Consider the following 24,147-nt stretch of genomic DNA (forward strand, 5'->3'; position numbering starts at 1 on the left):
TGGCTCACTCTTGTCACGTACGAGATTTGCACGCCGTGTAGCTGGAAGGCGGATTTGGATTGAAGTCATAGTGCTGGCCGCCTTAGATCAGGGTGTCGTACATCGAGGCGTCGATGTCGAATGGTTCGAGGGGTTTCACAACACGGATTGGCTGGTCAGTCACAAAGCGCAGTCTGATGCCCGGCTCGACTTGAATGGTGTCGACAGCAGCATCTGCTTCAGCTTCAAATCGCTCGCTGATCTTCTGGAACATCGAACCAATACCCTGGGCAACTGCTGCTTTTGTTGCGTCGCCTGTCAGTTGGCTCGTAGCACTCGAAGTGCCGTTTTGTGTAGAGCTGGTGTTGGTGAATTCCGCTGAACTCAAAGTTGTTGCATAAGCGGCTGCGGCTGCGGATGCGGCTTGCAGAGCCAGGGTTCGACCTGAAGCTTTGTCGAGCCGTCCATACACGTCTTGTTCGTTGTCCCGCATGTCTACGACGTACCCAGTTGCCGCTACCATCTGCGCTCCGCCCGAAGCATCCCAGTAGCTCAATTGCTCAATGCGGATAAGTGCTCGGCCAGTAGAAGACGAAGAGGTTCTCCGGCCCGAGCAAAGACCCATAAGGTGGGCAGTACCAATGTCGCGCTCTACGCCATTCGGTCCGTGAAATATCCCGTGAACTGGAAGAACAACTGGGCGGGCTGGGATCTTTGAAGAGTCTGAAGCGCCCGGGGCGTTAGCGCCGATAGGGCAGCTGACGCCGTGCAAAGTTGTGACCTCAACAAAGGAAAAAGCCTCGACGGTGTAGGTATCTTGAGCTTTCTTCTTCGCGGCAGCCTCTTCCGCAGTTAACCCGGCTGGCTGAGCAGCAGGTTGGCCTGAGCTTTGAAACGCTTGGTTGTTCTGCTGGGCAGTGTTGGGTTTGCCATATACGTCATTGAACTGAGCGTTCAGGTTTTCGTTGTTGGTCTGTCCTGTTTGGTTGCTTGGGGTCGGCGCAGACATGTCATTGAAAAGGGATGTTTCTGACTGCGTGCCTGGGCCACCACCACTCTTACCCTGGAAGCTCGATTGAGTCTGCGCCTGAGTTTGAACTGGCGGGGCAAGCAGAATGTAGTTAGGACCGTATTGGCTTGTTACCGGTGTTGTCATTGTCGACGGCAGTGCGGCAGGACCCAAATCAAGGTCTCCGTCGAACGATAAGCCACCCGATGGAACTTTTAGACCCTGAACACCCGGCATGTCAGGAATCGTATTTGTGGTTTTGTCCTTTGCATTAATAGCGGCGTACAGGTCGTCAACGCCTTTCTTTTGAAGGTCGGCGATCTTCTCGCTCAACGCCCTCGTTTGGGCATTGTTTTGCTGTTGCATCTCACGCAATTGCTGATCGCGGACTTTATCCGCTTTGATCCGCTCAGCTTCCCCGCGATTAGCGTCGGCTTGCATGGCCTCAAGTTGCTTGCGGAACTGTGTGAGTGCCGCATCTTTGTCTTGGGCAGTGATTTGATTGACGCCTGCAGGGCCCGCCTCAATTGCTACCGGCGTCGACTTACCAGTAACAGGCGCAGTGCTTGAACTGTCCGACCACTTGCCGAAGAGGAACATGGCGCCACCAACGGCAGCGAAGATCCAAAGAAGCTTTTTGTTAGGTCCTGATGGTCTCGGATTCGAATCACTCATTTGCTCTTCTCCGATACGATGAAGAGCAATCCACGATGTGAATCACCGTAGACTTCAGATATATATTCGGGGGATGGACCTAAAATGTGAGAAGTCGGTAGCATCGCTACCTGGCGAGCCGTTCCGATTGAGTCCACCACTGCCTTGTTTGAGTAGTCGATCTGGTCGATTGCAAGCTTGAATGCAGTGCGGCCACGATTAACCACCTCGTAGGTGGTGCCGACATATGTTGGTCCGATAACTTGGGATTGGAGTGAAAACTCGACAGAACCCTGGCGGAAAACAACACGTTGCTCTTTAGTGAGCTTTGAAAAGTTATTTTTACGGTACCCATTTGGAACTGTTCCATCGAACAGGTAGTTCATTAGTCCCTTGACGCGACCTTTACCATCCTTTGCCAGCTGGGAGCGATCAACTGGTGCTTGATGCGAAATCGTCACCAAGCTATCTGCGCAGCCAGGGCGGGCTATCAAATTGACTTGATAGGATTGACCAGAAGGACCATCTACAGTTACTAGGCCAACGTATTGCCCGTCTGTAGTATTGAAGGCTAATTTGTTTTTTATCGGCGTTGGGAACAGCTCAAGGCCAACAGGTTGTTCACGGTTCACACCCAAAAGATATGTTTCGGGAAAAACTACCTCGGCCCGTTGGTTGTCGTTCGAAATATAAACATCAATTGGTGAATTTTCATAAATAACTGAACGTGGGGAACGGTTGCATTCCTCATCAGCAAAAACGGGTGAAGCAAAGGCTACGGCAACCATCGCAGCCAGAATTGTTTTTTTCACTGAGCAATCTCCTGAGTTTGCAGATCGTCAGCGACGATGGCCCACTCGAAGTATTTCGACTGTTTGACAGGTTTCATCAGAATTCGGACGTTGAACTTGGCCTTGCCGAAGACAGTATTTAGCGTCGCGCGGTAGCGCAGCGCCTGGAAGGTCACAATATAACCTTGGGGTGTAGTTTCAATTTTATACGGCGAAGTTCGAACAAAAACCTGGGTAATCTGTTGCTCAGATGATTGCTTTGCAACCAACTTAAGAGTCTCTTCCTGAACAGCGCGGAACCGAGGCGACATTAGACGCAAGGCTTCATTTGCATTGCTAAACGAAGAGTCCGGCGTGAAGTTATAAAAATTGTCAAGAAAGACAGAAGTAAAAGCGATGATGTGCCGCTCAGGAACTTCATTTTCGCTTACGAATACACCCTCTGCGTTCGGGTATCCGTACATGACCCGCTGGCCCTGTAGTTCAACGTTCACATCCTGAAGATGATTGTTCCAGTTAATAAGGTACACAATGACCCCTGTCAGGATCACAGTGACTGCAATGAATGCAACGTTGATTCTGCTTGCCCTCAACTCACCCCGACCGAGCAGGTTGAAGTATCCAAGCGGTACGCCGTATTTGTCGCTCATTCTTAAGGCTCGTATCGGTTGCAATAGGTAGGGGAGGGGAGCAGGCCAACCTCTAACCAAAGGTTGGTTAGGAATCTGTTGAGTGCCCGAGCAACCTTTCTGACAGCTGGGTACATCGTCGCCAGGTCGCCGCTTTCAAGTTGACCCATAACAATGCTCAGTCGCAAAACCATGTGACCTGGAGGTGTATTTGCAGTAAGCCGTTTGTAGAGCCACAAACAGAAGCAACCCACAGCAAACGCATAAAAGGGGTCGTCCATGATGTTGTTCGCGATCGCCATCGGGATGATCCAAAACAAGAGGTCCTCTTTCTCTACTCCGCCAAAATTCAGCGGGGAAGTTGCGTACGCGTAAGTGTCGCTTTCTGTTGTGGTTCTAAGGTGCATGGCTTATCTCGTTACCTAGGTCGTAGCGAAGTTGGTGAAACCAGCCCATGTAGCTACTTGGGTGATCGCTTTTTCGCCGAATAGGCAAATGAGGAACACGCAGACAGGGATCCACCACCACTTACCACCAAGGAAAAAGATGGAGAACAATAGGCAGCCGATTGAGAGCCACAGCCCCCACCCTGCTGCGGATTTCCACCAGCCTTGAAGGCTGGTGTTCGTGTTTTTTGTCAGGGACGCATCTGGGCCAAATTGACCGTTCCAGGCTGTACCGTCGGCTGCATGAGCCATCTCAGGTATCAGAAATAGAGCAGCAACAGCGAGCAGCAGAAACAAGCTGGCCATGAACCGCCTCATTTCCTCCATGCGTACGTTATGGGTGATTCCAGTGACGGTCATCGTCTCAATCTCCGAGTCGAGGTGGGGTAGTAAAGAACTGCCCATCAGGTGTTAGCTCCTGATACCGAAGGCGTTTCTTCTCCGGGCGCAGGACAACGTTGATGGTTTCTTCCACGGGCCTGACCTGGCTCAACATTCGAACCAGATCCAGTCCAGGAAGGGGGTGGGAGGCCTCGGCTTTTTTCAGTTCATCTTGAGCAAGGCGCAGTGCCTGAGCAGCGCTCGCGAGGTGCTCAATTGCGATCTGATACTTCGGATCGCGCTGGTCGATGACGTATGAATCGCTCGCATACTCAGAAGCCACAGCGTTAAACGCAGAGACTGAAATGCAGATGGCTAGAAAGACGGCTTTCATGAGGGTTCTCCTTTCACTAAATAGTGGAAAGGGAGTGCCCCATTTCGGGATGTTTTCCAAAAAAAAACCCGGATTGCCCGGGTTTTTTCAATCAGTCGCGACGTGTACGGCCGGCAAGGGCAATGATCCAGCGGCGAGAACGGTGAAACATCGCTAGCAGGAGTCTGCCGAAGAATTTGAAGAGGTCGGCTGTGAGCAACGTCAGGACGTTCTGTACAAAGGTGAACACCATGCGGAAAACACCACTCACAACCAGGCTTGTCACTCCTCGTGTCGCCGGGAAGGCAAGACCCAGCCCGATAATGAACAGCACAATTCCGATGTAGCCCCAGATCCCTGCGCGCTGGATGTGGAATTCCATAAGGTTCAAGACCCACTCTACAATCCCCTCCAGGCTGTAGTCCCAGTTCTTGATCCGTTCAAGCCATGTCATAGAAACCCCCTTAAAAGATTCTGCATGCGAAATGTTTTGTCAGACGTCGCCCAGAAGCCTGCGGTTGAAATCGGTAAAGTCTTTCCAGGCATTGATGCCTGCCCGCCCGCGGGAATGTCGTCGCGTCAGTTTCATATCTCGGAAATGTACGTTCGGGAAACTGCTGCGGACCATTGGCATTCGAACCCTGTAGGTACCAGATTTTGCGATGATAATTCCGTCGCCCTGGTCGAGGGTTTGGAAGTCATCAGGCTGAAGTAGGTCTTCACGGGTCGCCTTAGCACCTACACTGGAACTCGCTCCCGTGTTTTCATTTGAGATGAGGCCTGACTGCTCTGTGCTATGGCTGGCACCGGAGCTAGTGGCGGAAGTCTCCTGCTCAAATTTCCTGAGGGTTGTGCCGGCAAGTTTGCAAGCGAAGGCTCTTGTTTCAGCATCCCTGATGTCGCAGTAGACGTGAGTCCAACAGTTACCCAGCACCATCTCCACGAATGGTGCAGATTTTTGCTGAAGGAAGCCGACACCCTGGAAAGCAATGATGATTGGTACGTTTGCACTTCGAGCAAGCTGGAAAAGGGTGATCTGACCTTCCTCCGCGAACGAACCATATTCGTCAAAGATCGCTGGGCAGATCATTAAAGGTTTCAGCTTAAGAAGCTGGATCTCACCGATAGCACGGGCCAGGTCGGAGATGAATAGCTTGCCCATCAGCTCAACACCGTCTTTGTCGGCGAGAGCCGACATGGACAGCACAACCACCTCGCCATTGAGGATGGCGTCTTTCAGGTCAACATCAGGGCTATAGGTGTTAACAATGCGTGAGTATTCTGAATGCGCGAAGGCAGAAAGTTTTGAGATAGCGCCCTGCAGCATGGTCTTGAAGCTTTTACGATTCCACTCCTGTTTTTCTTCGTCGTACCAGTAGCGGAGGTAGGAAAATAGGAACTCTTTCCCGTCCTTGTGAGCATCTGAGTCAGACTCTCGAATCGATTTCACGTATCGCAGGAGGATATTGAAATCAGAGAGGACTGCGATTAGATCCTTAATGTGGAATGCAGGCTCACCAGGTTGAAGCTTCATGCATAGGATTGCTGCAGACAGTGAGTAGCGGTTTACGTCAGTCCAGAACTCCTCTTTTGACGCGGCTTGCATCTTCATCGCTGTCGATAGGGTGGCGCGAACGCCGCCGGCGAAGAATGGGTTGTAAGTGTGGCTGATCTCTGGGAACTCGAAGGATATGAGCTTGAACTGGTCCAGCCTGCCAGCGGCTTCCATCATTGCGTAGATTGCACCCGACAAATCAGAATCAGCCTTGGCCTCGACCAGCAGTAGGCCTGCCCCTTTTTTGATTTGTTGTTGGGCGATTGCGAGGATGAGTTCGGTCTTCCCGGTCCCGGTCGCGGCGAGCAGCGCCATATGCCTTGTCATGATGTCGTCTGACAGCATGAAGGGGATCATTCCGGGGTATGCCTCGATTAGCGACTGACGCACATCGTCGGCGCTTGCGATACCCTTCGCGTTTGAGACCGCATCTACACGTTCCTTCCATTCCACCCATGGCATGGTTTTGCCTAAGAAGGTTGAGCGCTGGAAGTCGCAATCGGGTATGTCAGTCTGTGTGTAGCTACGGTCCCAAACCAACGGAGTCACTGCCTCCTTGTCCTTCCGATCAAGGTACAGAGTCCATACAGCACAGCCCACAGCAATGCCGATTGCGAGTGGCAGAGGCACAAAAGGGATTGCAGCTCCTACAAGCGGGAGACTCAACGCAACATTGCGGGCCTGCTGTGTTTTCAGCTTCGCCCGTTCCTGTGCCTCGAGTCGTGCAGATCTGATCGCCATGTACTGTTATCCCGCGTGCTGGAGTGTGAATTGTGGAATGAGCTCAGGCTGAGTTGTACTCACCCCATGCATGAGGGGACCCGGCCAGTAGGAGGTCGCATTACTTCTGCGGCGGGTCAATTTGATCGCCATCGGTGGCCATCCATTTCGAGAGTGATGACCTCACCCGTGTGGGCTCATCGCCAGGAAATGAATCTGCAATACCGTCTAGCTCGCCTACCAAAATCAATGATCTTTTTGCACTGTTCAGGAGGGTCGAGAGAAGTTCGGCATTGAACAGCCCCATGTGCTCCTTGAGCACGATCAGGATTACAAACTCGTAAACTCGACCGCGCGCAAATTTTGGTGTCAGTACACCGCCGTGAAAGATGTTGAGATTCCGCTTGAGGTCGATCACCGCTGAGTTTCCCGAGCGGGGCGTGGCAAGCATTCTTTCGCCAGAAAGTTCAGTGGCCTCGAAAATAGAGAAGGCAGGGTGTTCCAAAGAGAGAGCCTGGTGCACTAACACAGGCATGCCCTTAAACAATGCTCGTCCATGAAAGTCGACCGGGTCATCCTTACCAACGAATTCATGGGCGATCGAACGAGTAAGCCAGGAAACTGCATCAGTACCTGGGACCTCTGCGTGCTGGCGCGCCACGACAGGTTTGATGTCGTGCAATGGGGATATTTGGCATGAGCCAGACAGCTCACGGAGCAGCACATTCACCACATCAGGAATGCTCTCTCGTGGCGTATTGAGCCAACTGATGGGCTTGCTAGGATCAAAACTGTCATCAGGCTTAATCGATCCCGACCACACGTCCTTTGCTGCTTTTCGCTGTTCAGTACGGGCCGGCAGCCAGAAACTGGCGATGAATGTTCGAATTTCTGGCACTTTGGCCATCTCATCAAAGGGTTGGCCGATTGTTTGCGACGGGAGATCCTTGGGGGCCCCAAGCATGAAAACTCGGCCAGCTTCAGGCATGGCTTCGAGCAGATAGTGAATTTCTTCTACCCCCATAGAATCAGTGCCAACCACTACGACCACGTCGGTTGGTATAGGGCTGGCCCGGTTCTGTTGTGGGACACCTGTCACCGGGTCGAGCCCAATCAACTCCGCATAGCTGACTACCGGGGCCTCATCCCCCAGAGTCAGTTGAAGCTCGGTCACCATTTCCTTGGAAGATGCAGTGATGAGTGCGTCTGTTCCGAAAGCATTCAGGAATAGCTGTATGCCCTGGACGATGGTCAATTGATCGTGAAGGGTCTCGCACTGGACAAGAGCTAAGCGCTCAGCCATCAAGTGGCATAGACCCATTGAAAGAGTCTTCGTGGCGGGGGCACCAAGTTTCAGAGGGCGGAGCAGTTTGATGCCCATTTCCTCGCTCGGAACCAGATCCTCTAGCTCGGCCGCGGTCAGCCTTGTCCAGCCGATCGCCTTTTCAACTAGAGACTTTTCGATCTCATATAGGTTGTACAGCTGTAGTCTGCGTTCTTCTGCGCGAGCTACCTTTGCCCGCCTCAATTCGGTCACACCCTCTTTGATTAGTGGATAGAGCACTGCGCGGTCGAGCTTGAGTAATTTGGACACGGCGTCGACTAGGGGGACGCCCTCGATGTAGCTATGGCCCAACCAAGCTTCCTTGCGAAGCACGGCAACGATTGCGCCCTTGACTGCGGACACAGTGTCGTTAGTGACTCGGAAGCGCTTAGCGAGAGATTGGGCTGTCGAGAACAGCATGTCGTCAAAGTGGACATACAGGAGGTATGGGTCTTCACGCAGCACAAGGTTCAAGTCAGTCATGTACCCCAGGCGGCGCTGCAGGGTGGCCAGCTTCTCTGGAGGAATGCCTTCAAGGTCTATCTGCGCCAAAGCTAACTGATGGGAACGCTCTGTTGCCCACGTCGTCCCGAGAAGCTCAGCATCGCTTTCTGAAACGCCCGCTTCCGTCAGCCGAGAGGGTGCTCGCTCGAGAATGTCGATGAGATTCTCGCCGAAGTGCTGAACAGCCTTGTTAGTTGCAGCAATAGCAACCCTGTTCTGAGTCAGGCTCGTCAAGTACCGCGGAAGGGTTTCTAGAGCTTTCGGTGGCATAGACGAAAACGATGCAGTATCGAAATCCCCGCCCGGAATGTCTGGGCTCCATTTCCCGTAGAGGATGAACTCCTCATACAGGATGGGTTGCCCGAAGCTTCCTGTCGCCTGGAAGGTCGTCCCGTCCTCTCTGCGGAAGGTACCGATCCCCCAAGGGCCGTGTGGGTCACGATATTGAATTGAACTTAGAATTGCTTGCTCACGCACCAGCCCTTCGACTGCTTCGGGTACACGTTCCATATTCATCCCTGTTCGAAAGCCCGGCCGCTGTTAGCGATGCGAGAGGCGCGACGGACACGACATAAGGGCCGCATGGTCACAATCATTGCTGCCTTTCGGATGGCTTTTGGCGACTCGTCGAGATGGCTTGGATATTTATAGGTGAGGGCGACCAGATGGTCATAGAGGGCAACAAGATCGACTGCTCGCAATAAGTCGTCCCAGTAGATCATCCCGTCCGGGTAAGCGGGCTCAGGTTCATACCCGTCAAAAAGCCCGTCAGTGGGCAAGCCGGCGTATTTATCAGCGATCGCCTGTACTTTCTTGAGGGCGGCATCGACACCACTGGTGAACAGTGTGGCTGCCGACTTACGTTGTCGAATCGATTTGCACGAGAAAACAGTGCTCGATCCGTCGTGGAGAAATTTGCGGAGCGTTCCCCGCTTGAGAGTGCCGTATACAACCGGGTACGTCTCGGAAATCAGGGATTTAGCTTCTTGGGTATGAATTGGTTGCATTGAAGGCCTCAAGGTCTTAAACCAATAGTGGCAATGGAGTGCTCCATTTTCGGCCTTTCAATGCAAAAAATCTTAAATCTAATCGCCACGCATACGATTCCGAGGCCTGAACTAGCTCTTCCTATGGCTAATTCCCACTTCGCTTCCCGCACACGCAAGGTCGAGTAATCGAACAGCTGCACGCTCGAAACTGTGTCGGGTCGGTTTCGTCAGGGAACTCATTTAGGATTTTGTCGCTGATGTGTACCACTCGACTATAGGAATCAGGCGGCCCGAAAAATGGGTGGCGACATGCGTCCTCTACCTTCTCGTCGTAATCCAAGCCAGCAGTGTCTACGCCGGCGGAGAGGATGACATCTGTTACAGACATCTTGCGCGATGAGGACTTGCCTTCTGATCGGCGCCATGCAGCCTGGAGCCGCGCACTGAGCTCTGCGCCGTTGAGTTCGGCCCAGCTGTCCAGGGACACGTAGAAGGCGTAGTCATGTGACGGGTTCACGATTGCAATTCGTGTCTCGACCAAAGACAGACGTGGTGAACCGTCCTTAAAGATTCGCCCAGGCCTTACGTCATTGCACTGGACCAGGAGATCAGCTTGAAGCTCGAATGTTTGACCAACTGATGTGACCATGAACATTGCAAATGGTACCGCTGGAAATCCCCGAACTGGGCGCAGGTCAACCCGATGGATGATTGATCCCTTAGGTAGGACAAGCAGGCTAAGTGGGCCCTCTTTCTCCAGTATGGGTACCGGGTGCCGAAGGAAAGGCCCTATATAGTCGATGCTTTTTAGACCCTGCTGCTCCATGTATTCCGCTGCAAGAGCTGCCTGCCCTAACATCCAGTCTTTGCCCTCAGGGCTGGTGTCAGCAAGATGCGAGTTCGGATCGATAGACCCATTTCGAAGGGTGTCTATTGTGTACATTTCATCGCTTCACATTTCGGGGCTGAGAAAGCAAAACGCCCCGTGGGGTACGGGGCGTTTGCTCACATCGGGTTCGATTTAGGCAATCGCGTCTTTCAGCGATTTGCCGGCAGCGAAGTGAGGTTTTTTTGCGGCCGCGATTGTAATGGGAGCACCAGTCGACGGGTTACGACCTTGACGTTCAGCAGTCTGTTTGACGCTGAAATTGCCAAAGCCCACGAACGATACGGCGTCACCCTTGCGCAACGTGTCAGTGATGGTTTCCAGGACTGCGTCAACGGCGCGCTGAGTGTCAGCTTTGGTAAGACCCGACTTCTCAGCGACGGCGTCTACAAATTCACTTTTATTCAATTTCATTCTCCAGCGTGGGTTGTCAGTGAAAGCACGAGTATAACGAGGGGCTTGCACATGACGAATTCAAAAGCACCATCCCAAAATCATGGGGTGAAAATAATCTTGGCGACTGCTCCAGTGATAAATCCTGCAGCAACTATCAGGCACTTCAGGGCCGTATCAGGGTGGCCTGAGCGCTTAAGCATGAGGCTGCCGAAAGTTGCAATCGGCAGTAGCAACAGCGCCCATAACATCTGAGGGGAAGCCATTTTTTCAAGCCAGTTGGAGCCCTGGGCTACATTCGAGCCGATGATGTCTGCAAAAATAAAGGCAGCAAGCGCCAGGCTGGCAAGCGTGAGCAAGAACCGATTGTGTGTGTAGCTGAATCGTCCAAGCTGAATGTCGCCGGTTGGATTCTTGGTGTTGTTTGCCATGGAAAACCTCCAGATTCAGCATAGATAAGCAGATTACATTGATCCTGCCAACTGGCGGGCTGACTCAGCTGACTTGAGAAGGAGTGCTGGTAGGGCGCCAGCGTCCTCCAGGTCGCAATCTACCGAGAATGCCTCAAAAGCCTGTTCCGCGGCCGAGGCGAATGCACTGATCGAATCAACCAAGTCCAGCATCGCTTGCTCATCGCACGACGCTGCTATCGGCAGCAGGCTTACCAAGCCATCAACGTGAACAGTGGTATCCCAGCCTTGGACTTGAGCACCACTCCGGCTCTGGAGCAGGAAGCTCATCTTGTCTTTGAGGTTGTGTGAAGCAGCTCCGTATGTGGCATCGAAGTGGTCCGATCCGGATTTGCGGGATTCAATTGCCATGGTGATCTCCTGTGGTAGTGGATGCCAACATAACGTTGATGAGGGTTCTAACAAGGGAGGAATTTCCTGCTAGCGTTCCGGGTTGCAAACCGGTTGCCCGGCGTTACCCTGAGATATTCCTTTAATTCGATACAATTGGAGTCCTCTTATGGTTATAGACGCAGCTGCATTGCTAGCCCAGCCCACCGACAACTACATGGACGCTGTCCAGCTTCAGTTCTTCAAGCAGCTTTTGCTTTCGAAACAAAGCGAGCTGACCGCGCGGATCGTAGGGCATGAGGAAGCGGTTTCTGTAACTGAAAAAGTCGCTGACTCATCAGATGCGGGCACTATCGAAGAGAACCGCGGGCTTCTGATGCGCATCCTGAAGGGGGAGCGCGCCGAAGCTATGGCTATCAAGGCTGCGCTGGTTCGCATCGAAGAAGATGCTTACGGTTGGTGCGATGACTCTGGAGAGCCTATCGGGCTTAAACGCCTACTCAACAACCCGACCGCATCTCGTACCACTGAAGCTCAGACTCGTTTCGAGCGTCTGGGCAAGCATGTCCGAGCAGAGGCAGTGTGAGCTATGAGGCCGGCGCCGTTTTGCAGCTCTCTTCCGATTGTGCGTAGACAGGTCCTCGATCTAGCTAGGCTAGGAAGTCTATCTGGTGTTGGCCCATCTCAATGGATACGCTTTGAACAGCCTGTTGTCTGGCTACGCGAGGCTACCGCTCAAGTTGTTTTTGAGCACGGTGGCCGTGTGTTGGAGACCGGTGCTTCTTACGTAGATTGTGGCGATTACCTTTCATCCCTCTACAGCGCCATCGAGTCTGCAAAGCATGAGTGCGAGGTCTACGAAGTCAGTGCTGATTCGAGCCTGATTGTTCGTGTGGCTGTGTCGATCCTCAATATACCAGTTGTCGCCTGTCCAACACCCTTGGATGCCTTTCCTGTTGGGAGTTACTTCCAAAAGGCCGAGAGTGAGGAGGGCGCCTGGTTCCACTTCGCAGAAGCTGATATGCGAGCGGTAGCAGAATCCAAATCTTCCATTGAGCGTGATACCGCTTGGCAGGCTCTCAGGCGATTGGCATCCGTCGAGGTAGAAGTTCCAGAAGGTCTCTGGACTAGCCGTAGTGGAGCTTCTTGCCTCTCTGATACTCACCTTGTGGATCAGTATGTCCACCAGCAGCGGAACGCAGTTCAAGCATTGATTGCTGAAGCTCAGATCACCGCTCTCCGGGCTGGCTAATTAACCGTGCTGAACGCAGCGCTTAACCAAACCGACTCCAACTTCTGAAAAGAAATGCCGCGGCCTCGAAGGGCGGCATTTTCGATTCAAAAGGCTCGGTTAGCTTCGTGGTGCATCTGGACGTGGCGGAGGCGCACCCTCGCCGCCAGGCCGGCCCTGGGGGTGGCCGGGGATTGCTACTAAGCGCCCATCGAGTAGCTGGCAAACCCCGACGAACTCTTTTCCACCTTCTTGGGAAAACTCTACGATTTCGCCAGGCTGAAGGCCGTCACAGGCCTGATACGCCACATCCGGCGGCAGCTTCGGAGGAGGGCGATGTTCTTGTGGCTCGCTGGCGCTCACAGTTCCTGACGCAATCATCACAGCAGCGGTTAATGCTGCCCAACGAAGTACCTTCATGTTCGTACCTTCTTAAATATGATCACAGCTAAGAGATGCCATGCCCGGCGTTATGGCGGTTAGGAATTTCTTCACCTATGTTGCCGATAATTTTACTGAGATCTCATCCGCGCGCACCCCGAAACGGGGTCGCTAAATCCTTCTTCCCGGAACCTAGGGTGGGGGCTGGTTGTTTTCGCATGCGGAATTTTGCGAATCCTACGCCAGAATTTGCCACCCTGCTTTTCACTTGGTGATGGTCAATAAATCCGTAACCTGTCTGAGTGATGAACACATACAGGAAGCAATAATGCTTGCGGATTTTGAGGACATCGCAGAGGAGATTGGCCTGACAATCCCCGCTGCGCTCGCACAGCTGATCGAACTAGGCGCCCAGCCTTTCAAGCGCGGAGTACCCACGCTGTTCGCCAGCCTTCACGATATAGAACTCATCGACTGCGGTGATGTGGAGCGACTGCTCGGTGACTGGCTTGGCCGTGACAAGCAGCGTGGTGCAGGATTCACATTGCTCCCATTTGCGATGTCATGCGGAGTGGATGCTTATTGCTACGTCCTGTTTGAAGAGGGTGACGAAGGCATCGCTCGAGTAAAGCACGATGAAGAGACCTCAGAGCTTGAGTACCCATCAATTTCGCACTGGATTGCGAGCGAATACATAAGAGCGTTCACCAATCTTGCCGAAATTGGATGCTTTGGTGCAGATGGGGGCGAGCGCCTGCAGAGCGAGCTAGGTCTCTTGGAGCGCATCCTACTGCCCGAACACCTAGAGCTTCTTTTGGGGTTGTTAAGTGCCGATGTAGTGGTCCGCCCATTCCGTGCCGGCCCTAGATCCGCTTTGCTCGAAGTGCCTTCTCTGTTGGGACAAGACCAAGCAGAAACCCTAATCCAATCCCTGGCTTTTGAAAACCCGCTTGAGTTTGACGTACTCCCGGAGTGGGAAGACTGAAATCAACCCGATATCAGGAAAGAACGATGTCTCAATTTAGTTTTGAGTTCGCCGGCAGTGAAGTCGTTGCGGGTGTTGATGAGGTAGGCCGGGGGCCTTTATGTGGGGATGTGGTTACGGCTGCAGTCATTTTAGATCCATCACGGCCAATCCAAGGATTGAATGACTCAAAAAAACTCAGTGAGAAGAAACGTGATCTTCTGTACGACGAAATTTGTGAAAAGGCTCTAGCGTGGTCGATCGGCCGGGCAAGCGTTGAAGAAATCGATCAGCTAAACATATTGCAAGCCACCATGCTGGCCATGCAGCGAGCTGTCTACGGCCTGAATGTTACTCCTACTTTGGTGCTGATTGATGGTAATCGATGCCCAATCCTACCGATGCGAGCAGAGGCCATCATCAAAGGGGACGGGCTGATTGCCGAAATCTCAGCTGCATCAGTGCTTGCCAAAGTCGTCCGTGACAGGGAGATGCAATCGGCAGATCTGCTTTACCCAGGGTATGGGCTCGCAGGGCATAAAGGCTATCCATCCCCGGAACACTTGGAGGCCCTTACCCGATTGGGAGTAACCCCGATACACCGGAAGACATTTGCTCCCGTGCGAAAGATTCTAGCAAGCCTGAATTATGTTGGTGGGAGCGCAGTTAGTTGAGGCAGGTGGCTGACCGTGCAGGCTTGTTCTAATTTCTCAGCAGTGTAGTGGCGCTCTTGATGGGCGTGCTATTGCTGCCGGCCTTTGATAAGGCCGATGTGCCCGCTGTCTTATTGCTAGGAATAGTTTGTGGGGCTATTGGGACAATAGTTTGTGCTGCTTCTGAAGAGCCCAAAGGTTTTATATGGATGGGCAAGCAGGAGAGTAGTAGTGCCCACCCTCCGACCGCTGATGCTTATGGATTAAACTCGACGCCTGAACTTCCTGAATGATCGGTACAGCTCAAAGAAAGCAAAGGTGCCAACGACAATTAAGTACGTCACCTTAATCAGTGCCCCCTGGTGTGCCGCGAGTTGATCGATGCTGACGGACTCCACTGAATGAGACCCGCATACCTTAAGATGGTCCGGCATGCGCGCTGGTTCGATTGGCTTGTCATCGCAACTCTCGATGAGCACCTGCCCCGGGATGACCTTGTTGGTTCCTACGAGCCGCTGGGACATCTCCATGGTCGACAACATCATATATGGAATTTCTGCAAAGCCTCGGCCTTGCATCCCTATCAGCGCGACCATGCAAGCCGAAAGAATCGCAGGGTAGACGACTGCGACTTTGAACACAGTACGGATAGATCGTGAGACAAAAACGAGCTTTGACTCGTACTGGTGTTGCAACAGAAAATCTCGAATTTGAGTTAACTGCATAATGACCTCGCCAGCGAATGAGAAGTTATGATCAGTCCTCGCCTATCCATTCACCAGCCAAAATAGGGCTCCGTTTTTTGGTAACCTGATCAGTTGAGTGCTTTGCAATCAGCCTCAGCTTGTGCAAGCTCATCAGCAGCCTGTTGCACCGTTTTTAGATGTCGGTGTAGCGCCCCTTCGCGCACCTCCGGACCCTGCCTGATATCTTTTAGGCCCTGCACCATCAGAGCAGAAATCTCGACTGCACGCTTCCGCACAGCACTCTTAACTAATTGCGTGTCCGCAGGCGTGATGGCGGTTGCAGGGTTAAACCGAAAATTGCGCTCATGAGAGTCTCGCCAATCCAACAGTACCTGGATAATTCGCTCTCCAAATCCTCTTATCTGCATGATCTTGCGCGCATTGATCTCTGCGGCGGTTTCAATGCCGAACGCTTGCAAAGCTGCTCGCTTAGCGGGCCCAACGCCTGGCAGGACGGCCTTCTCGATGTAAAATCGCTCTAGGTACGCTGTGCGTTGGCGTTGCTCAGCTTTACTGCGAAGGCCTGCGAGATCTTTCTGCTCCCTGATAGCCAAGGTGTCAAACTCAAGCTTGAGCCTGTTTAGCAACTCGCGCTTGGCTGCTACCTGATCAACACCGGAGTCTGCCTTCAGTTCCTTCACTGCATCTTCGTGTCGTTTACGAGCAGCTTCCCTCACAAGGGTTCGACGCTGCTTCTCTTCCGTCTTAGCTTTTGTGCCAAATTGCCCCACGAACAGCCAGGTCATAGCAACGATCACTAGGTATATGAGCGGATACCCACCCACGGCCGACCATATCGCGATCGTAATAGCCGTCAGCGATAAGCTCATGATGTGCTTGGCGGTTGTGCTGAATACTCCAAGCGGCAAAGGATCTGGCTGCGGGCTAGGATTTCTCGCTTGTGGGATTAGCACTGGGGCAAGAACTGGTACTTTGGTTATCGCTGCCCATACTTCACCAATCCTGACTGGGGTACCGTTATTTGCCTCCCCTGGTGCGTAGATGGGTGTGACAGTGAAGTAGGAGACACCCTTGCCATCCATCAAACACCAAGGGCAAGTGCTCAGATGTGACGGAAAGGTGTGGAGCTTTGATTTCGCACATGGCCGGAGCGAGGACCGGAGTTCGTCCAGTGCGACCATCCATTGATGGGCAGTTGGTCGACCTGCCTGTTGGCCTGCCACCGTGAATGTATTCTCAAACATCCCGGCAATTGAGCCTGGCACCGTCGATAGAGGTAGTGCGTTGGGGGGCGGAAGTAGAAGGGATTGGCTGGCGCTATACGCAAACCTGAATTCTGAGATGTTGTCTTCAATCGTTTCGCCGACACCTTCCTTCTGAGGCACGCCGGCGAAAGGGTGCCGACCGCCCATCAAGAGGTGCCAGATGAGCAGACCAAGACCGAAGTTATCATGGTTTGGCGTTCGCACTACTCCGCGGAAACTTTTGCCCTGAAGCTCAGGGGGTGTGTAGGTCCCGACGCCGACTTCGCAGAGGTGCTGGTTAACGCCGTCGCTTAACTGGTACGAGTCGCAGTCAATCAACTTGACCACGGCGGACTGTCCTACATAGAGATTTCCATGGTTTACATCGCCGGCTACAAATCCGCGATCGTGCAGGACGGAAAAAGCAGCTGCGGTGTTTCGAGCAGCGTACACGAGGAAGTCCCAGCCCCTTTGCGGAAACTCCTGCTTTCGCTGTGCCGGGCTATAGAGGGACTGGATCGGCTTCATCCCGCCGACCTTTTGCATCGTAAAACCAACCACGGGCCCGCCGCGGGATTCATGGAGCGTCGCTTGAGGCCAAGCTGCGTACTTCAGTAGTTTTTCATCGTGGACACCCACCATGTAACTGAGCTTGGTTTGTTTATCTCGATCGAGGGGGGCGTGGTACACCTTGGCTACAACATCTCGCGTTCCTTGAAGGGTGAATACCGAGCCTTCGCCACCTTTGCCAAGTACCTCAACAAGTTCACACGGGTTACCGTCCGCTGTATAGAGCCTGCGTGCCATCTCAGACCCTCAATACGGCAATGGCAAGGGACTTGTCGTCATCAGTCCTTTCGTTGATCCTGGAGCTTCCGAGGAAGCCTTCCAGCGCAGCACCTATCTGTGGTCGACTTACATCCGTGAGGAATTGCATCTTCCGAAAAATTGGTTCGAAAAAAGGCCCGTGAGGTTCGCGCTTGGCCATGTCCAGAGCAAGATGCTGTAACCCATCAGAGAAGAGCGCCAGGGCTGTTACGCCCGCTGGGTATACACGAACGGCCAACTTCTCGATTGCGTCTTTTTGACAGATAAATAAAGTTTCGTTTGCGTAGTGCCCGTTCATGGGCTCAATCGCTAATTCAAGTCCATGCTGCCCGTCGAGAACGATTCCGCCGTCACCAATCTGGAATACTAGTGTTCCTGCGGAAGAGGTGAGTGCGCCGAGAAAGGTGCAGGAATACGCTCGGATCGGCAGTTGGCTTTGATCAGCAGCTTGCGAGATGGCCTGACGGATTTCATTTACGATCTGAAGAGCTAGGCTTTCATCAAGCGGTAGCTCGGCTAGTTCCATCAGCTGTGCGACGGTCTCGTTTGCTGTACGCACGGCAATATCTGCGCCTTGCTCTCCACACTCGGCACTGCCGGCGCCGTCGGAAACAAATAGAGCGACCCATGGCGAGCCGGCTTGGTCAAAAACCTGAGAGGAACAGCGATCTTCGCATCGGCCGCCACGCTCAGTGTGCGCGGTTCCAATCGACACCGCGCTAGCGCATTCCCACATCACACACTTGCCCACCCGGTTGGCGGAGCGAGTTGAACCTCGGTTCCTGGTGAAGACTGCGAAACCGCCTTCATTGAGGCGGAAAGCCACTGGAACAACTCGCGGAACTTCAGTCCATCAAGTTTCAATGGAGCGCGTACGCTGATCTGGGAGAGCACCTCCATATTGGCTCCTTCGACCCCTACGGTGAAGAGGGCGAAACGCTTGTTCTGCTCGCCATCACGAACCAATGCAGCAGCGTGCTTCCAAGCATCAGTCGGACCCCCGTCAGTGATTACCAGAATCCACGGTCGAAAAAGTGCTACCCCGTTCTCCCGGATGATCGCCTTACGGTCTTCAAGCATCTTGAGGCCGGTGGTGATGGCTTCGCCCAGAGGCGTATCCCCACGAGCTAAGAGGACAGGTGGCATAAATGCGCCAGCTTCAATAAACGGAGTGTGGATCTCAACTGGGCCGAACGTAACGATACCGATTTCAACGCGTTGTAAAGCCAATGCGTCCGCTGCCAGCTCGTCTTTGAATTGTACGAGTCCATCGTTTAGGGCATCGAGTGCCGGGCCGTCCATGCTCCGCGATACGTCCAGGAGGAGTAGGCATGGGCAACGGGGCTCGGGGTTATCGGCGAATGAATCCACCTCTGCGAAGTCGATCTGGTCTGTCATTGGGAATAGTCCGGCGTCATGAAGAGCGTAAGGTTACTGTTGGAATATTCCAAACACATCCCAAAACGATACGTCGTTTTCCGTTCAAGTATCTGCAAGCGCTTATCTACATGTCGTTCTCTGGCGCGTTTCAAAAGGGTATCGGCATCAATGGCCGTCGAGTCCACACAATCCGCAGCAATGAAGTTTTCCGTGTACACCGCGCTTGGCCTGGCCTGTTGGTATGCTGATTAGGAGGGTCCGCGCCAGCTCTCTCAGGATCGGCCTCGATCCCCGTTCAATCCTGACAGCGAGAAACAATAGCCACAGCCTCCCGGCGCGCAGCATGTCTTCGTCCACGCCAAAGTAGCCACCTGAGCCGCTTCGCATCCGTCAGGAAGCATGCCCGAGCGTGGCGTGATGCTGCTGTATCTCACCAACACCACCAGCATCCATGTCAAAGAGTTGGCTTTGCTCGAGGCTGGCGACGTGCTTTAGCCCGGCAGCGCCATCCGCCCAGAGACCTAGACCGAGAGTACCAAGGGCTGCCGGCCTCGCAACATCTACCCGACCAACCCAAAGTGCCTGGCCGCCATCGAGCATTGGATTGGCGTGCGATTCGCTCCAGCAAACGATCTGCCGACTCTACCGGGAGGCCAGCTTCACGATGTCTCGCATAGTGTCCGGCGCAACCTAGTCCCTACTTACTGGCAGCGACCGGTGAGGTGGAGACGGTGCAGACCATCCCGGGTCAAAATCTGGATCGCAGCAACCCCTACTTAATCGTCGATCAGGCCACCATTCGAAAAGCTTATGAGCTTGCCCTTTACTGAGTTAAACGACTTTTAGGCCCCCTGACTTGGGTTGCATTCTCCAGATTTGTGGGAGAATTCCCCAACGAGTTGGAATTCGCAGAGCGGTGGTTATCTTGAATACAAGAAACTGAACTGTCGGCCTGGTAGCGCGCCACCCCGTAGACGCCGAACCTACAACAAATGCATAGGGTAAATAGGGAGAAGTAGCATGGAACGTATCGTTTTTTCGTAATAGTTATGGCTTTGAGCTGGGGCGGGTTTTTCGCTTGGAAGCTCTCGTAGCAGTCAGTGAGGCCGGATTGACACGAAAAGTCAGATGAAACCGCTACGTGAACAACTACTAGCTCTCGATGACGCGGGCTTAGCGCGGTTAGTGATGATCGCGGCTCAAGCCCTCAACGATCAGAACTGGATCGTGGAGATTGCAGACCTTTGCGATGTACCCCTCGCCGAACTAGAAGAATGGTCGGTGCGTGTTGTGTTGGGTGATGCCAATGAACCAGGGCTGCAAAATGCAGCCGCTGTCACCCTCGGTTGGTATCCAGAACCTGAAACTACCGGCTGCGAAGAAGACGCCCAGTAATCACGGAAATTATGCTGGCCCCGTTCAAGGGGCCTTCGACGGAAGAAGTGCTATTCGGCATGGTGATGCCATTCCAAATATCATTTCAACAAGGCCACCCCAGCCTGTCGTCCTCGCCGGAAACGGTACGGTGAATGGGGGAGTAGACGAAGCTTGTTGGCAACCATTGCCAGGCATCGAGAACGAGGACTCCGACAACGCTATGCGTCAACCTGGCTCACATGGAAACCATCGACAATGACTTCAGAAACTCTTAAAGCTCGCGCCAAACAACTGCGTCCGGCAGTCGCCGAAATGTTCAAGGTTTCGGTCACGCACTCTCAGGCCCTGGAGCTTGTGGCGAAGGCAGAAAATTTTCCCACTTGGGACGCCGCGTGTGTGTCCTATGGGCAGTCGGACAAAATCCAATCCCCCCGCACCCTTTACCCGACACAAAATATCAAGGTAAACGCCCGTCGCGATCAAACGCGAAGCATGGCCACCATCTTTGAAGAAAGCGAAACGATCCCTCTGGAATTACATCGTTTGTTGGATCAATCGGATAACCGAGGGGCGCTGGTTCTTGTTTGCGGAGCCACGGGACAGGGGAAATCAACCACAGCCAATGTTGTGATCAACGACCTACTGCGTGCAAATATCAACACAAACGACCCCACATTGATTGTCGATGTGGGGCTCGGCAGCGAAACCTGTCTTGATTCCCCTTTAGGTCAAAGGCTGGTGTTGGTTGACGAAATTCGTTCTGCACGGCTTGCATTTGAGGTTGTGGCACTGGCGAAAGCAGGCGTAAAGGTTGTGGCAACATTGCATGGGAAACCGGGGATAGATCGTCTTCGCGTGCTCTTACGTCAGTTTGGGATAGGTGAAGTGTTTCTTGATGGGCTGATTGCCGAAGGTCAGATCTTGTCGATTGATCAAGAACTCGTTTGGCCTGATGTGGCCATGCAGATTCAATCAAACAGGGAGCGCCATGAGCTGATATTGCGTCAGCATGGTTTTGATGAGTCCAATGTCAAGAGTTTGGTCGATAAGGGGCCGCAGGCTGTTTTAGACGCCATTCTCCCAAAGGGTGAGCCTAGTCAGAACTAGGATCTAAACGTATTAGGGGAGAAGGCTTAACGCTCCCCTTTCTAAATATGTAATTGGTCACGGAAATCGCCATGAAACATGAAATTGCAAAAGGTAAAACTGAGTTTTTCGACAAGCTTACGAAGTATCTCGCCGGTTCCCAGATTCCGACTTTCGACTCGACGAAGATGCTGTTGGATGTGGGCTCCAATACTGCTGATGCTGTTCGCCAGCCAGATGGAAGCTGGGAGGTCGCTGGTCAGGGTAGCGCCAACCTAATTTCTTCCATGGCTGTATCTGCCGAGCGCAAGGCTCGCAAGGTCGCTTTTCTGCCACGGCAGGTCGAGCGAAAGGTTGCTCGCTCTGCTCGACTGGCGCTCGTAAGTACGGGCCAAATCACACTCTGTGACGGGACGGTTATACGCCGTGCCAATGGTCAAGGATGAGTTAAGGGAAAGAACGCCGTGAGTTTTCGTTTTTTGATTATTTTCATTCTTGTTGTTGTGATGGTGACGATCATCGGCTTCGTGGTACTCGGATCATAGGAATAGTCTTCTGCTGTACCCAAGCCCCGGCCTAAAACCGGGGCCACGTCAGTATAGGGATGCCGTTTTTGGCGTCCGCTAAAAACGGATGATGACAGATGGCTACGCATCGATTAGACGATAAACACGACGCGACGGTTCGCCCCATCGAAAAAATCTCATCGACGCATTACCGGTGCGAAGTGAAGGTGGGGCTGACAGACGGGTCGCTAACGGATTCGCGTTTCTTTGGCGAAGGCTCGACGGCAAGGCAGGCCGAAAGTGATGCACTTAGAAAGGCCAGCACCGCTATTAGCGCGGGACAAATTGAGTACCGACCTGCGCCTGTTCCGGACGACCATTGCCCAAGCTGCGGAGACTTGTTAACTGATGGGAAGGCACTTTTCTCCCTCCGGCAGCTAAGACCTAACGCAATGTGGGAGGGGAAAGAAAAAGCACCCGAATTGAGGGCTTGTCTGAAATGTCCCTCATGCGGCTATAGCGAGACTAAGGCTCCTATGTCATAGGAATTGATGATGGCGAGTGAACAGAAGCAGAGCGACAAAATGCGGGTTGTTTTTGGCTTGTTCTTGGGCGGTAGCGGAATAGTTTTTCTGAGCTGGTTGGCTTACCTCAGTCACAAGTCGGGCAATAAAGGAAAAGTATGAACAGACTGTTTGAAATACTTAAGGCAGCAGCCAATCACCCTCGCCGCCCAGCCACCCGCAAGGGTCTAATGTGGATGCTTGGTACGCAGGCAATAGTAGTTCTTGCTGCCACCATTGTAGTGACCATTTGGCCCGACAAATCGTTTGCCGTAGGGCCACCGTTGTTCCTGTGCTTTGGGTGGTCGCTTGTCCTGTTTTTAGAGGCCTACGAAGGCCGTCTTGGACGTACGGAATAGCTTAGGGAAATGATCATGATTGAACAGACTCAAGCCTCGCGGAAAGCCTATAACTGGGCGCGTTTCTTTAGGGTATCAGGCACTGCCAGACCTTTGAATACCCTTGGATCTGATCTGGGCACGCTCCTATTCGGCGTACTTGCCGTAGCACAAATTTTAGGCGCTTTGACGGATGAACAAACTGCAAGTGCTTGGCAAATCGCTGGGCTCAGCTTGTCGATCATTTTGACACTCATTTGCTCCTACAAAGCCCATTCGGCGAACGGATCGGACACCATTCAGAGTTAAAGGAAACGCCTTTCACCCATAAGTAAAATAGTTATGAACGCGTTTCCGATTAAGCCTTGCAGGATTTTCTGTATCTTGAACCTGAATGACCTATAGCGGTTTACAACCAGGCCTCAGATAGCGGCGAATTTCATAAGTTGGTAAAAGGAGGTTGTGTAGCTGGGGCTGAGCAGCTCACGCCTCATTTCCCAATCGGGTGATAATGGCATGCGCCCTGAATGAACGGCATTCTTCCCGAAGCGTCTGTTTACCTGATCCAGTACGCGCATCAGCGAATCGGACTTAATCGACTGTGAAGGAGTAAACAGATCCTCTGTATATTCCCCCCGCTTGCGCAAGTCCATTAGCAATATCTCTGCCTTGCTGTATTTGAATCCGTCACGCCAAATGGTGTTTATAGCTTCGTTTGCTAAACGAGTGAGCAACAGCACATCATCAGTGGGGTAGGGTGGGGTGATAGTCACCGCGTTTGAATACTTAGGCCCCTCACCGAAAGGGGAGGTGCGAATACCAATTCGTATGACGCCAGTCAGCGAGCGTTGTTTTCTCAGTTTTTGACTTGCTCGATGCATATAAGCAGCAATCGCTTCCTGCATGCCAGGCTTAGTGGTCACCCTGGTACCAAACATCCTGCTGGTGCAGATAGCTTGCCTATCAGGTTCGGTCTCTTGGAGCTCAATGCATGCCTCGCCACTAAGCTCACGCACCGTCCGCTCGAGTACCACGCCGTACCGCTGGCGAACGGTTTTAGGGTCTAGGTTTGCAAGCTGCCATGCCGTGGTCACATTCTGGGCGCTGAGATGCTCCGTTAGCCTACGGCCCACGCCCCAAACCTCATTGCATGGCATCCGCTGTAGAAGCCATTTCACCGCATGTTCTGAGCGTAGATCTACCACGCCGCCAGTTTGCTTTTTATACACTTTGCTAGCGTGCTGTGCTGCTTTTGCAAGTGTCTTGGTGTGACCAATCCCAATACCCACAGGCATGCCAACCCATAGCTTTATTCTTGATTGTATCTCTCGCGCGAAATCACCAACAGGCTCCTGTATGCCAGTTAGATCTGCAAATAGTTCATCGATATAAAGGAAAGAAGAACAGCCATGGACATGATTTCAGCTCAGACATTCCGCTACTCAATCTCTGATGCCGGATGTCCATAGAAAGAACCTCTTTTCCAGGAAATTGGGGCTTGAAGTCCATACCTGCG

Annotated in this window: 25 protein-coding genes; 8 read left to right on the top strand and 17 right to left on the bottom strand. The window is 52.9% G+C overall.

The window, feature by feature from the left end; translation table 11 throughout:
• Positions 1–82: 82 nt before the first annotated feature.
• The 12 genes from HBO10_RS29950 to HBO10_RS30005 all read right to left on the bottom strand — a co-directional run bounded on the left by HBO10_RS29950 (position 83) and on the right by HBO10_RS30005 (position 11,394).
• Positions 83–1,663, bottom strand: a complete 1,581-nt coding sequence (locus tag HBO10_RS29950; protein ID WP_078466115.1) for a conjugal transfer protein TraB — start codon at positions 1,661–1,663, stop codon at positions 83–85.
• Positions 1,660–2,454, bottom strand: a complete 795-nt coding sequence (locus HBO10_RS29955; RefSeq protein ID WP_078466116.1) for a hypothetical protein — start codon at positions 2,452–2,454, stop codon at positions 1,660–1,662. The genes HBO10_RS29950 and HBO10_RS29955 overlap by 4 nt, the downstream gene beginning before the upstream one ends.
• Complete coding sequence (locus tag HBO10_RS29960) at positions 2,451–3,083, bottom strand: hypothetical protein (RefSeq protein ID WP_011922994.1); 633 nt, start codon at positions 3,081–3,083, stop codon at positions 2,451–2,453. The genes HBO10_RS29955 and HBO10_RS29960 overlap by 4 nt, the downstream gene beginning before the upstream one ends.
• Before the next feature lie 401 nt (positions 3,084–3,484).
• Positions 3,485–3,814, bottom strand: a complete 330-nt coding sequence (locus HBO10_RS29965) for a hypothetical protein (RefSeq protein ID WP_153045996.1) — start codon at positions 3,812–3,814, stop codon at positions 3,485–3,487.
• A gap of 58 nt (positions 3,815–3,872) precedes the next feature.
• Entirely contained in the window at positions 3,873–4,223 is a 351-nt protein-coding gene (locus HBO10_RS29970; RefSeq protein WP_078466119.1) for a hypothetical protein, read from the bottom strand.
• A 91-nt stretch (positions 4,224–4,314) separates the two neighbouring features.
• Positions 4,315–4,656 carry a hypothetical protein gene (locus HBO10_RS29975; protein WP_011922991.1) on the bottom strand — a complete coding sequence of 114 codons (342 nt, stop codon included), beginning with the start codon at positions 4,654–4,656 and terminating at the stop codon, positions 4,315–4,317.
• Between the two features lie 39 nt (positions 4,657–4,695).
• Positions 4,696–6,498 carry a TraM recognition domain-containing protein gene (locus tag HBO10_RS29980; protein WP_078466120.1) on the bottom strand — a complete coding sequence of 601 codons (1,803 nt, stop codon included), beginning with the start codon at positions 6,496–6,498 and terminating at the stop codon, positions 4,696–4,698.
• Between the two features lie 100 nt (positions 6,499–6,598).
• Complete coding sequence (locus HBO10_RS29985; RefSeq protein WP_228759038.1) at positions 6,599–8,815, bottom strand: helix-hairpin-helix domain-containing protein; 2,217 nt, start codon at positions 8,813–8,815, stop codon at positions 6,599–6,601.
• A gap of 2 nt (positions 8,816–8,817) precedes the next feature.
• On the bottom strand, positions 8,818–9,312 hold the full coding sequence (locus HBO10_RS29990; protein WP_078466122.1) for a hypothetical protein: 495 nt from the start codon (positions 9,310–9,312) through the stop codon (positions 8,818–8,820).
• Between the two features lie 1,003 nt (positions 9,313–10,315).
• A complete protein-coding gene (locus tag HBO10_RS29995; RefSeq protein WP_078466164.1) occupies positions 10,316–10,588 on the bottom strand; it encodes an HU family DNA-binding protein in 273 nt (90 codons plus the stop codon).
• Between the two features lie 86 nt (positions 10,589–10,674).
• The gene (locus HBO10_RS30000; protein ID WP_011922985.1) at positions 10,675–11,004 is read right to left on the bottom strand and encodes a hypothetical protein; all 330 of its coding nucleotides are present in this window, start codon (positions 11,002–11,004) and stop codon (positions 10,675–10,677) included.
• Between the two features lie 33 nt (positions 11,005–11,037).
• Complete coding sequence (locus HBO10_RS30005; protein ID WP_078466124.1) at positions 11,038–11,394, bottom strand: hypothetical protein; 357 nt, start codon at positions 11,392–11,394, stop codon at positions 11,038–11,040.
• 148 nt (positions 11,395–11,542) lie between these two features.
• On the opposite strand from HBO10_RS30005, the gene HBO10_RS30010 reads away from it, so the two are divergent.
• The 4 genes from HBO10_RS30010 (at position 11,543) to rnhB (ending at position 14,623) form a co-directional block, all read left to right on the top strand.
• Positions 11,543–11,959 carry a TraR/DksA family transcriptional regulator gene (locus tag HBO10_RS30010; RefSeq protein WP_078466125.1) on the top strand — a complete coding sequence of 139 codons (417 nt, stop codon included), beginning with the start codon at positions 11,543–11,545 and terminating at the stop codon, positions 11,957–11,959.
• A gap of 177 nt (positions 11,960–12,136) precedes the next feature.
• Positions 12,137–12,625 carry a hypothetical protein gene (locus HBO10_RS30015; protein ID WP_078466126.1) on the top strand — a complete coding sequence of 163 codons (489 nt, stop codon included), beginning with the start codon at positions 12,137–12,139 and terminating at the stop codon, positions 12,623–12,625.
• A gap of 688 nt (positions 12,626–13,313) precedes the next feature.
• Positions 13,314–13,970, top strand: a complete 657-nt coding sequence (locus HBO10_RS30020; protein WP_078466127.1) for an SMI1/KNR4 family protein — start codon at positions 13,314–13,316, stop codon at positions 13,968–13,970.
• 26 nt (positions 13,971–13,996) lie between these two features.
• Positions 13,997–14,623 carry a ribonuclease HII gene (gene rnhB / locus HBO10_RS30025; RefSeq protein WP_011922979.1) on the top strand — a complete coding sequence of 209 codons (627 nt, stop codon included), beginning with the start codon at positions 13,997–13,999 and terminating at the stop codon, positions 14,621–14,623.
• Positions 14,624–14,865: 242 nt separating this feature from the next.
• On the opposite strand, the gene HBO10_RS30030 is transcribed toward rnhB, so the two are convergent.
• The 4 genes from HBO10_RS30030 to HBO10_RS30045 all read right to left on the bottom strand — a co-directional run bounded on the left by HBO10_RS30030 (position 14,866) and on the right by HBO10_RS30045 (position 18,779).
• The gene (locus tag HBO10_RS30030; protein ID WP_078466128.1) at positions 14,866–15,327 is read right to left on the bottom strand and encodes a hypothetical protein; all 462 of its coding nucleotides are present in this window, start codon (positions 15,325–15,327) and stop codon (positions 14,866–14,868) included.
• 89 nt (positions 15,328–15,416) lie between these two features.
• Positions 15,417–17,360, bottom strand: coding sequence for a helix-hairpin-helix domain-containing protein (locus tag HBO10_RS30035; RefSeq protein ID WP_169904008.1), 1,944 nt, complete (start codon positions 17,358–17,360; stop codon positions 15,417–15,419).
• 1 nt (position 17,361) lies between these two features.
• Positions 17,362–18,096 carry a PP2C family serine/threonine-protein phosphatase gene (locus HBO10_RS30040; RefSeq protein ID WP_161952153.1) on the bottom strand — a complete coding sequence of 245 codons (735 nt, stop codon included), beginning with the start codon at positions 18,094–18,096 and terminating at the stop codon, positions 17,362–17,364.
• Positions 18,097–18,116: 20 nt separating this feature from the next.
• A complete protein-coding gene (locus HBO10_RS30045; protein WP_078466131.1) occupies positions 18,117–18,779 on the bottom strand; it encodes a hypothetical protein in 663 nt (220 codons plus the stop codon).
• A gap of 1,110 nt (positions 18,780–19,889) precedes the next feature.
• On the opposite strand from HBO10_RS30045, the gene HBO10_RS30050 reads away from it, so the two are divergent.
• The 4 genes from HBO10_RS30050 (at position 19,890) to HBO10_RS30065 (ending at position 22,940) form a co-directional block, all read left to right on the top strand.
• Positions 19,890–20,156, top strand: coding sequence for a hypothetical protein (locus tag HBO10_RS30050; protein WP_153045998.1), 267 nt, complete (start codon positions 19,890–19,892; stop codon positions 20,154–20,156).
• 237 nt (positions 20,157–20,393) lie between these two features.
• Positions 20,394–21,245 carry a glyoxalase superfamily protein gene (locus HBO10_RS30055; RefSeq protein ID WP_078466133.1) on the top strand — a complete coding sequence of 284 codons (852 nt, stop codon included), beginning with the start codon at positions 20,394–20,396 and terminating at the stop codon, positions 21,243–21,245.
• Between the two features lie 71 nt (positions 21,246–21,316).
• Positions 21,317–21,670 (top strand): hypothetical protein, encoded by a 354-nt coding sequence (locus HBO10_RS30060; protein ID WP_078466134.1) that lies wholly within the window; start codon positions 21,317–21,319, stop codon positions 21,668–21,670.
• A 997-nt stretch (positions 21,671–22,667) separates the two neighbouring features.
• A complete protein-coding gene (locus tag HBO10_RS30065; protein ID WP_153046043.1) occupies positions 22,668–22,940 on the top strand; it encodes a hypothetical protein in 273 nt (90 codons plus the stop codon).
• A 113-nt stretch (positions 22,941–23,053) separates the two neighbouring features.
• Here HBO10_RS30065 and HBO10_RS30070 read toward each other — a convergent pair whose 3' ends face one another.
• Positions 23,054–24,019, bottom strand: coding sequence for a Y-family DNA polymerase (locus HBO10_RS30070; RefSeq protein ID WP_274521149.1), 966 nt, complete (start codon positions 24,017–24,019; stop codon positions 23,054–23,056).
• Positions 24,020–24,147 lie beyond the last annotated feature (128 nt).

The sequence above is a fragment of the Pseudomonas sp. WS 5503 genome (assembly GCF_012985385.1).
In the GTDB taxonomy this organism is placed as follows: domain Bacteria; phylum Pseudomonadota; class Gammaproteobacteria; order Pseudomonadales; family Pseudomonadaceae; genus Aquipseudomonas; species Aquipseudomonas paracarnis.